This is a genomic window from Candidatus Zixiibacteriota bacterium (assembly GCA_020853795.1).
GTDB lineage: Bacteria > Zixibacteria > MSB-5A5 > CAIYYT01 > CAIYYT01 > JADJGC01.
On sequence record JADYYF010000114.1, the window covers coordinates 1 to 9,857 of the forward strand.

At 59.6% G+C, this 9,857-nt stretch carries 7 protein-coding genes; all 7 read left to right on the top strand.

What is annotated here, in order from left to right; genetic code table 11:
- On the top strand, window positions 1–554 hold a 554-nt coding region (locus tag IT585_09100), incomplete at its 5' end, for a VOC family protein (GenBank protein ID MCC6963395.1).
- Window positions 555–878: 324 nt separating this feature from the next.
- Entirely contained in the window at window positions 879–2,081 is a 1,203-nt protein-coding gene (locus IT585_09105) for a homogentisate 1,2-dioxygenase (GenBank protein ID MCC6963396.1), read from the top strand.
- A 179-nt stretch (window positions 2,082–2,260) separates the two neighbouring features.
- The gene (locus IT585_09110; GenBank protein MCC6963397.1) at window positions 2,261–3,430 is read left to right on the top strand and encodes an aminotransferase class I/II-fold pyridoxal phosphate-dependent enzyme; all 1,170 of its coding nucleotides are present in this window, start codon (window positions 2,261–2,263) and stop codon (window positions 3,428–3,430) included.
- Complete coding sequence (locus IT585_09115) at window positions 3,399–4,412, top strand: fumarylacetoacetate hydrolase family protein (GenBank protein MCC6963398.1); 1,014 nt, start codon at window positions 3,399–3,401, stop codon at window positions 4,410–4,412. Before IT585_09110 ends, IT585_09115 begins: the two co-directional genes overlap by 32 nt.
- A gap of 322 nt (window positions 4,413–4,734) precedes the next feature.
- Complete coding sequence (locus IT585_09120; GenBank protein ID MCC6963399.1) at window positions 4,735–5,676, top strand: flavin reductase family protein; 942 nt, start codon at window positions 4,735–4,737, stop codon at window positions 5,674–5,676.
- On the top strand, window positions 5,673–7,622 hold the full coding sequence (locus IT585_09125; GenBank protein MCC6963400.1) for an acetoacetate--CoA ligase: 1,950 nt from the start codon (window positions 5,673–5,675) through the stop codon (window positions 7,620–7,622). Before IT585_09120 ends, IT585_09125 begins: the two co-directional genes overlap by 4 nt.
- 597 nt (window positions 7,623–8,219) lie before the next feature.
- On the top strand, window positions 8,220–9,857 hold a 1,638-nt coding region (locus IT585_09130), incomplete at its 3' end, for an aromatic amino acid hydroxylase (GenBank protein ID MCC6963401.1).

Genomic DNA, 9,857 nt, shown 5'->3' on the forward strand with positions numbered 1-9,857 from the left:
TCAACAAGACCATGGACTTCGAAACGTTTATCGACTTCGGGCCGGGTGACATCTCGACCAAGTATTCGGCGCTGTTGTCAAAGGTCGTGCGCTCGAAGGACGATCTGATCAAGATGCCGATCAACGAGCCGTACGAGGGGATCGGCAAATCGCAGATCGAGGAGTACATCGAGCATTACCACGGCGCGGGGATTCAGCACATCGCGCTGTACACGGACAATATTCTCGAGACGATCGAGTCACTGCGGGAGAACGGCGTGGAATTCTTGCAGGTTCCGGATACGTACTACGACGCGCTCAAGACGAAGAATATGGGCATCCGCGAAGACCTCGACGAATTGAAGCGGCTGCGGATTCTGTGTGATGCGTCGGTCGAGGGGAGCGGCTATCTGCTGCAGTTGTTCACCAAGCCGATCGGTGATCGCCCGACGTTTTTCTTTGAGGTGATTCAGCGGGTGAACGGCGCGAAAGGATTCGGGCAGGGGAATTTCCAGGCGCTGTTTGAGGCGATAGAACAGGATCAGATGCTGCGCGGGACGCTGATGCGGACGTAGGGCCCTCACCCCCGACCCCTCTCCCAGGGGGAGAGGGGAGATGGAATCACTACTGCGAAGGCGGGAAGACCTGATGCGGCGGGAGAAGAACACAACCCCCCAGCCCCCTTTGCTAAGGTGGGACTCGGGCGGGCGCGGTGTTGTTCGACTGAAGTCGAACCCACTAGAGGCGGGAGATGGCTTTGTCGCAGGAAAGGACGGAGAGAGTGGGGAAGAGACGTTCGCTCCTCGCAATGATAGATGGTTGAATTCACGGCAGGATCGCAGGGATCCTGACCTACGCAATGGAGCATTGGATTCTGACAGATAGAGAGGAAGTAGAGCATGCCGTTTTATCATAAGGTTGGCCGAATTCCGCAGAAGCGGCACACCACGTTTTTCAAGCCGGACGGAAAGTCGCTATACCGCGAGGAGTTGTTTTCGACGCTGGGGTTTTCGGGGGTGCACACGAACAAGTATCACATCCATATGCCGACGCGCGTAAAGGATGTGCGCGAGTTGAAACCGACCGACGCGTCGCTCTGGAACGAGGCGCCGCTCTTGTACTACCATTTTTTCACCGACAAGAAGCAGACGACCGGCAATTTCGTGACGGCGCGGAATGTGTTCTTGAAGAATCAGCACTGCATCCTGGCGACGGCGCACCCGAACGAAAATCCGGCGCCCGATTTCTTCTACCGCAACAGCTTTGCGCACGAATACGTGTTCGTGCATCACGGCACCGGCGCGCTGTTGTCGGAATACGGGCGGCTGCCGTTCGAGGACGGAGATCAGATCCTCGTGCCACGCGGGACGACATACCAGATGGTGTTCGACAAGCTGGAGGGGAACAAGCTGTTCATCGTCGAGTCGGATACGGCGTTCGAGGTGCCGCGGCATTATCGGAACGAGTACGGGCAGATGCTGGAAGGCGCGCCGTTTTGCGAGCGCGATATCAAGCTGCCGGAGTTTATGGAGCCGTTCGACCAGGAGGGCGAATTTCGGATGATCCTGAAGGCGTGGGATCGGACGTTCGAGTATATCCTGCCGCATCACCCGTTCGATGTCGTCGGCTGGGACGGCTACAATTATCCGCACGCGTTGAACATCAAGGACTACTGCCCGATCGTCGGCAAGATTCATCTGCCGCCGCCGGTGCATCTGCTCTACAAGACCGAGCATTTCGTGCTGTGCAATTTCGTGCCGCGGCCGTTTGATTTTCATCCGGAGGCGATTCCGGCGCCGTATTTCCACTCGAATATCGACTCGGACGAGATTCTATACTACGTTGATGGCGATTTCATGTCGCGCAAGGGTGTGGTGCAGGGGTCGATTACGCTGCATCCGGGCGGGCTGCCGCACGGGCCGCAGCCGGGCAAGACCGAGGCCTCGGTCGGGAAGAAGGAAACCTCAGAGTGGGCGATCATGGTGGATACGTTCCAGCCGCTCAAGCCGACGCTGAACGTAAAGGAGACGCTGGACCCGGACTATGCGCGCTCGTGGCTGGATGAGAACTCCAACGGACGGTATGTGGGGACGACGTCATAGGGGGAATTGGTTGGATGAAGGCATACAATCCCCCAAGCCCCTTTGTTCAGGAGGAATCGTCAGGCTGCGAGTCGATTGGTGTCCAGCCTCGAAGCCAAGGCAACGGCGGGCAAATTGGCTTGATTGCTCCACGATCATTGCTTAACATGGATGGTTACTGCTGAGATCCGGGAGGAGCGATGATCAAGATACCGCATCACATTGAGAATCTGTGGCCGTACAAGGCGGGCAAGTCGATTTCGGAGTTGGCGCGCGAGAAGGGGCTGAAGCGAATCGTGAAGTTAGCCTCGAACGAGAACCCGAACGGGCCGTCACCGAATGCGCTGGCAGCGATCCAGGGCGCGCTGGGACAGTCGCACTTGTATGTTGATCCCAGCGCCTATGAGTTGACGCAAGCGATCGCCGAGGAATTCGGCAAGCGACCGGCACAGATTGTCTGCGGGCACGGTACGGACGCGGTTATCGAGTATACCCTTGAAGCGTTCACCGACGTCGGCGACGAGGTATTGACCTCGGAGGGGACGTTCATCGGCGCGTACGTCAACACAAACAAACTGGGGCGGACGCTGGTGAAGATACCGCTGCTAGACTATGCGTTCGACATCGAGCGGCTGGCGCGCAGCATCAACGAGCGCACCAAGGTGATCTACCTGGCGAATCCGAATAACCCGACGGGGAGCATCTTCACGCGCACGGAATTCGAATGGCTGATGCAGCGTGTACCGGCGCGGGTGCTGGTGATCCTGGATGAGGCGTATTGCCAGTATTGCGCGGACGAGCGAGAGTACCCGAACGGCTTGGACTACGATTTCGAGAATCTGATCGTGATGCGGACATTTTCGAAGGCGTACGGCCTGGGCGGCCTGCGCGCCGGGTTTGCGATCGGTCCGGAGCGGTTGATCACAGCGCTGCAGAAAGTGAAGCTGCCGTTTGAGCCGAATCATCTGGCGCAGGTAGCGGCGCGGGCGGCGTTGAAGGATTATGATTTCCTGCGGTTGACGCTGACGACGAACAAGATGTCGATCGGGCGGATGGAGCAGAAGTTTGACGAGCTGGGAATCAAACGGATCAAGACGTACTGCAATTCGATTTTGCTGCTGATGCCGAATGAAGCTTTTGCCGAGCAATTCTTCCTGCGCTGTCTGGATCGCGGACTGATCGTACGGCACGTCAAGTCATTCGGGATTCCGGAAGGGATTCGCATCAATTCCGGCACCGCCGACGAAACCAGCTTCGCGCTGGAAATCATAGCGGAAGTTTATCCGCAGTTGGTTGAGGAGCACCAAAAGCGCCCTTTCGTGAGTGAAGTCACCGAGCATGAAACTGATCTCGTTCATCAACAAGAATAACGACGAGCGCGCCGGATTGGTCCGCGACGGGCGCGCGTTTGATCTGGCGGACGCGGCGAGCCGAATCGGCCTGGCGCTGCCGGGCACGATGGCGGAATTTCTACGGGGAGAGGAACGCTCCATGGATCTGGCACGGAACATTGACGCGGCGATCGTGGCCGGACGGATTACCGAGACGGCGGAGATTCGGCAGATGCTGGCGCCGGTACCGCATCCGCCCTCCTGCCGCGACGGATACGCGTTTCGGCAGCACGTGGCGACGGCGCGGCGCAATCGCGGCGTGGAGATGATTCCCGAATTCGACCAGTACCCGATTTTCTATTTCACCAACCACAACTCGATCATCGGTGAGGGGGATGTCGTCGTGGAGGCGGATCATTTGCGACAACTGGATTTTGAATTGGAGGCGGCGGTCGTGATCGGGAAACGCGGGAAGAACATCGAGGCGAAAGACGCGGACGGCTACATTGCCGGCTACACGATCATGAATGACTGGTCGGCGCGGGTGCTACAGATGGACGAGATGAAGCTGAATCTGGGACCGGCCAAGGGGAAGGACTTTGCGACCGCGATCGGACCGTGGCTGGTGACGCCGGACGAGCTTGGACGGCAGCGCATCGCAACACCGTTCGGCAACAAGTACAATCTGCGGATGACGGCGCGACATAACGGCAAACAGGTCTCGGACGGAAATCTGGAGCAGATGAATTGGACGTTCGCAGAGATCATCGAGCGGGCGTCGTACGGGGTGGAATTATTCCCGGGGGATGTGATCGGCTCGGGGACGGTCGGGACGGGGTGTTATCTTGAGTTAAACGGCACCTGGGCGCTGGAGGCCAAGGCGCGCGGGGAGAGCTTCACGCCGATCTGGATTCACGAGGGGGATACGATGGAACTGGAGATTGAAGGATTGGGAGTGCTGCGCAACCGGGTGGTGAAGGCGGCGGGCGAGCGGTCGATTCTGGCGAAGAAGAAAATGTAGGGACGGCCCTCACCCGCGACTGGTCACTCATGGGCAGGTGTGAACTCTGTGCCGGGAAGGACCCTCACCCCCGGCCCCTCTCCCAGAGGGAGAGGGGAGTCGGCGTCATTCCCGCGGAGGCGGGAATCCAGGTTGGCTGATGTTTCCGGGAGGAGGCGGCAGGTCGCCCCACGAAGCGCGGGGAAATCAGTGAATGGGCGAGACCTGAGAGCGCTCGGCGGGAAGACCTGCCGCAACGATATCGAGATCCCACCGCAGTCCCTCGTGCCTCGGGACGCTGCGCAGGCTGTCGGGCACTGGGGGAGATCTGAGGTAGTTGAGTATGTTGGAAGTTGATCCGAAGACAACGCCGGTGCCGCAGGTGCATCAGTACTTGTTGGGGGGCGTGGCGCCGCGGCCGATTGCGCTGGTGTCGACGCTGTCGGCGGACGGCATCCGCAACTTGACGCCGTTCTCGTTCTTCAATGCGTTTGGCGCCAATCCGCCGACGATCGCGTTCTCGCCGGCACGACGGGGACGCGACGGTACCTTCAAGGATACCTACAACAACCTGATGGCGACAAAGGAATGCACGGTGCAGGCTGTGACGCAGTCGATCATGCACCAGGTGAATCTGGCCTCGGCGGAGTGGGCGCCGGAGATCGACGAATTCGTCAAGTCGGGGTTGACGCCGGTTGAATCGGTCAAGGTCAAGCCGCCACGGGTGAGAGAATCGCCGTTTCAGATGGAATGTGTGCTCAAACAGATGATCCCGCTGGGCGACGGCAGGGCCGCGGGAAATCTGGCGATCTGCGAGGTGGTGCTGTTTCATATCGACGAGCGACTGTTGGAGGGCAACATCATCATCCCGGGACGCATCGAGCATGTCGCGCGCAACGGCGGCGACTGGTGGAGCCGGGTGACGGCGGAGAACGCGTTTCATCTGCCCAAGCCGAAAGAGGGCCTGCTCATCGGATTTGACAATCTGCCGGAATATGTTCGGAGGTCGCATGTGTTGTCGGCGAACAATCTCGGACAACTGGCCAACTTCGAGAGCATGCCGACGGTTGACGAGGCGCGGCAGTTCATGACCACGGTCGATACGACGATGAACAGCGAAGCGCTGCGGCTGCTGAAATACGCATTGCAGTCGGGCGGCAGCGGCGCGAACGAATGGGTCATGTTCGAGAACGCGGCGCGGACGGCGCTCGATTTGGCGGACGACCGGCGCGCGGCCTGGCACATTCTGGTTTACGGTCACTCCTTGATTCCGGGAGATCGATGAGCGATCCGATTTGGCGACCGACGCCGCAGCGCATCAGTCATTCGAATCTCGCCCGCTACCAACGCTTCCTTCGCGATCGCTATCACCTCGAGTTTTACGATTATCACGCGCTGTACCAGTGGTCGGTGCAGAATGTCGCGACGTTCTGGCAGTCGATCTGGGAGTTTGCCGGGATCGTGCATTCGCACGGGTACGAGCGGATCAATGACGGCGAGCAGATGTGGGGGAATCGTTGGTTCGTCGGCGCGAAGCTGAACTTCGCTGAGAATCTTCTACGGCGTCGCGACGAGGCGACGGCGATTATTCATTGGAACGAAGCGGGGGAGAAGGGGCGAATTACTTTTGCGGAATTGTATCGACAAGTCGCGGGATGCGCCGCGGCGCTGAAACAGCAAGGGGTCGGGCCAGGGGATCGCGTGGCGGCGTTCGTGACCAATATCCCGGAAGCGGTGATTATGATGCTGGCCACGACAAGCCAGGGGGCGATTTGGTCGTCATGTTCGCCCGATTTTGGACAGCAGGGGGTGCTCGATCGGTTTCGACAGATTGAGCCGAAGTTGCTGCTGGCGGTCGACGGCTACCGGTATCACAGCAAGACGATCGATCGCAGTGAAGTGCTGGAGCAGATTGTCGAGCATCTGCCGAGCCTGGAACGAGTCGTGCTTTTGACGCAATCAGGCGCGACGACGAAGTTGCACGGCGGGAAGTTCACGGTATGGGAGGAGTTTGTCGACCGCGATGCGCGGGAGATCGAGTTTGCGCAGTCGGATTTTGACCATCCGGTGTACATCCTGTATTCGTCGGGGACGACCGGTATTCCCAAGTGCATTGTGCACGGCGCGGGCGGAACGTTGCTGCAGCATTTGAAGGAGCACGCGCTGCATTGCGACCTACGGCGCGGCGACGTGATCGGCTATTTCACCACCTGCGGCTGGATGATGTGGAATTGGCTGGTGAGTTCGCTGCAGCAGGGCGCGGCGATTTTCTTGTACGACGGTAGTCCGGCGCAGCCGAATCTGGAGGTGCTGTGGGACGCGATCGACGAAGAGAAAATCAGCATCTTTGGGACGAGTCCGAAGTTCCTACAGGCGTGCGAACAGATCAAATTGACGCCGCGGGAAACGCATCGGCTGGATTCGCTGCGGGCGATTTTGTCAACGGGATCGCCGCTGCCGGAGTCGTCGTTTGACTGGGTGTACAAAAATGTCAAAGCAGATTTGCAGTTGTCGTCGATTTCGGGCGGCACCGATATCGTGTCATGCTTCATGCTCGGCGCGCCGGTACTTCCGGTGTATCGCGGCGAGATTCAGACGCGCGGATTGGGGATGAAGGTCGAATGCTACAACGACGCGGGGACGGCGGTCACCGACGAGGTCGGCGAGTTGGTATGTACGGCGCCGTTTCCGTCGCGGCCGGTGTATTTCTGGAACGATCCGGACGGCAGCAAGTATCAGGCGGCGTACTACGAGCATTTTCCGGGGATTTGGCGGCACGGGGATTTCATCAAGATCACGCGGCACGGCGGTGTGGTTGTATACGGGCGGTCGGATGCGACGCTCAATCGCGCGGGGGTGCGGATCGGGACGGCGGAGATTTACAATCCGGTCGAGGCGATGGCGGAGATCGAAGACAGCCTGGTGGTGGAGCGCAAGGTCGGCGACGAAAGCGAGATCGTTCTGTTTGTGGTGCCGGCGTCGGGGCACGAGTTGACGGCGGAGTTGATCGCGCGGATCAAACAGACGATTCGCACGGAAGAATCGCCGCGTCATGTGCCGGATCGGATCATGGCGGTGAGGGCGGTGCCGCGGACGATCTCGGGGAAGAAGGTCGAGCTGGCGGTGCAGAAGATTCTGGCCGGGCTACCAGTGGCGAATCGGGATGCGCTGGCGAATCCGGAGACCCTGGCGGAGTACGAGGGGATTGCGACAAGGTTGAGGCGGGCTTAGAAGAGAGCGCCTTCATCTCCAGGAGGATCGCATCGAATCTGCGGAGGCAGAGGTGCGGCAAGGGGGAAAGCTCCGAGGATTGAATAGAGATGCGGCGAAGGGGGCCGTGGCGGCGCGAAAAGCCCTCACCCCCGACCCCTCTCCCAAGGGGAGAGGGGGGAAAGCGTCATTCCCGCGGAAGCGGAAATCCAGTTTGGCTTCGGTTTCTGGGAGGACGGCGAAAGGCGGCAGGTCACAATCCCCCGCGGGAGAGAAGGTGGTATTGCGGTTGCAGTGGGTTGCGGGATCAAGACCTGCCGCAACGGTTCCTAATTCCCACCGCAAGCCCTCGTTCCTTGGACGTTCCGGCGGTGGGCACCGGCTAAGGGGGAATGAGGCCGGCGGCGATGCGGCGATGTCAAGCCTTCGTGGTCAGCCGGGTTCTCAGCCGCGCCGGCGCAACCCGCAAAAATTCGGCTTGATTCGGGTGTATAATTTGAAGAACTTGGGTGCAAGTAGTGCACCTTTGGTACAATTGGCCGAGCACCGAGGCCGGGCGCCGGGACAAGGCGCGCCGGCGGCGGCAATCAACTTCTCCAGTCAGTGGGAGTTCGAGTCATGAGGCGATTTCACCGTCACCACGGCGGCGCGACGGCCGCGGAGCGCGAAGCCGAGTTTAACCGGTACCTGCCGGACAACGACAACGTGCGCGGTCTGCCGAATCATCTCAAGCAGTTCGTTGTCGACCAGCAGTACGAGCGCTACACTCCGGTCGATCACGCCGTGTGGCGCTATGTCATGCGCCAGAACTACAATTTCCTGCGTGAGTATGCCCACCTGATCTATTTCGAAGGACTGGAAAAGACCGGTATCGGCGTCGAGTGGATTCCGAGCATTTACGAGATGAACGATATTCTCGCGCGAATCGGCTGGGCGGCGGTGACGGTGGACGGTTTTATCCCGCCGGCGGCGTTTATGGAATTCCAGGCACACAGGGTGCTGGTGATCGCGGCCGATATCCGCCAGATCGATCACATTGAATACACGCCGGCACCGGATATCATTCACGAGGCCGCCGGGCATGCGCCGATCATCGCCGATCAGCAATACGCCGACTACTTGCAGCAATTCGGTGCGGTGGGTGCCAAGGCGATGTCGTCGAAGAAGGATTTCGAGCTATATCAGGCGATCCGGCATCTGTCGATCCTGAAGGAAGCGCACACCTCCGACCCAGAGGAGATCACGCGCGCGGAAGCCGACGTGGTGTATAAGCAGGCCAATTTGGGCAAGCCGTCGGAGATGGCGCTGCTGTCGCGGCTGCACTGGTGGACGGTGGAATACGGGCTGATCGGGACGGTCGAGCGGCCGAAGATCTATGGCGCCGGCCTGTTGTCTTCAATCGGTGAGTCGGCCAATTGCATCAAGCCGACGGTCAAGAAGATCTCTTACACAATCGATGCCGCCGATTACGCTTTCGACATTACGACGCAGCAGCCGCAACTGTTCGTGACGCCGAGCTTCGAGCATCTCAGCCAGGTGCTCGAGGATTTCTCGAGCAAGATGGCATACCGCGTCGGCGGGTTGGAGAGCGTACAAAAGGCGATCGAGTGCGAGAATGTGTGCACGTGCGAGTACTCCTCGGGCCTGCAGGTATCGGGTGTATTCAGTGACGTCTTGACCGATGCGCGGGGACGGCTGGCGTATATCAAGACCAGCTCACCGAGTGATCTATGTTTCGGCGAACGCGAACTCCCGGGGCATGACAAGCATTATCACAAGGACGGCTTCGGTTCGCCGGTCGGAAAGTTGCGGCACCATCCGACACCGCTGGAGCATTGCAGCGACAGCGAGCTTGCGCATCTGGGGATTGCACCGGGGAAGACAACGGAGCTGGTGTTTGAGAGCGGCGTGACAGTCGCGGGTACGGTGGATACGGTTCTGCGGCGCGAGGGTACGGTGATCCTGATCACGTTTGTCGATTGCCGGGTGAGTTTTGACGGCGCGACGCTGTTTGAGCCGGCGTGGGGGAAATACGATATGGCGGTAGGTGCGGCGATTCGCTCGGTATTTGCAGGCGCGGCGGACAAGGACGCTTACGATCAGATTGCGTTGGTGCCGCACGAGCGGACGATCAAGGTGACTTACGATGCGCAACGGCTGAAGCTGCACGAGTTGTACCAGCAGGTGCGCAATTGCCGTGAACAGCGGGCGAATTTCGAGTTGTTGCCGTCGATCTGGCAGACGCTGCAACGGGAA

Coding starts and splice junctions, on each gene's coding strand:
- IT585_09125 (MCC6963400.1), top strand. CDS start 5,673: ATGAGCGATCCGATTTGGCGACCGACGCCGCAGCGCATCAGTCATTCG.
- IT585_09115 (MCC6963398.1), top strand. CDS start 3,399: ATGAAACTGATCTCGTTCATCAACAAGAATAACGACGAGCGCGCCGGA.
- IT585_09105 (MCC6963396.1), top strand. CDS start 879: ATGCCGTTTTATCATAAGGTTGGCCGAATTCCGCAGAAGCGGCACACC.
- IT585_09110 (MCC6963397.1), top strand. CDS start 2,261: ATGATCAAGATACCGCATCACATTGAGAATCTGTGGCCGTACAAGGCG.
- IT585_09120 (MCC6963399.1), top strand. CDS start 4,735: ATGTTGGAAGTTGATCCGAAGACAACGCCGGTGCCGCAGGTGCATCAG.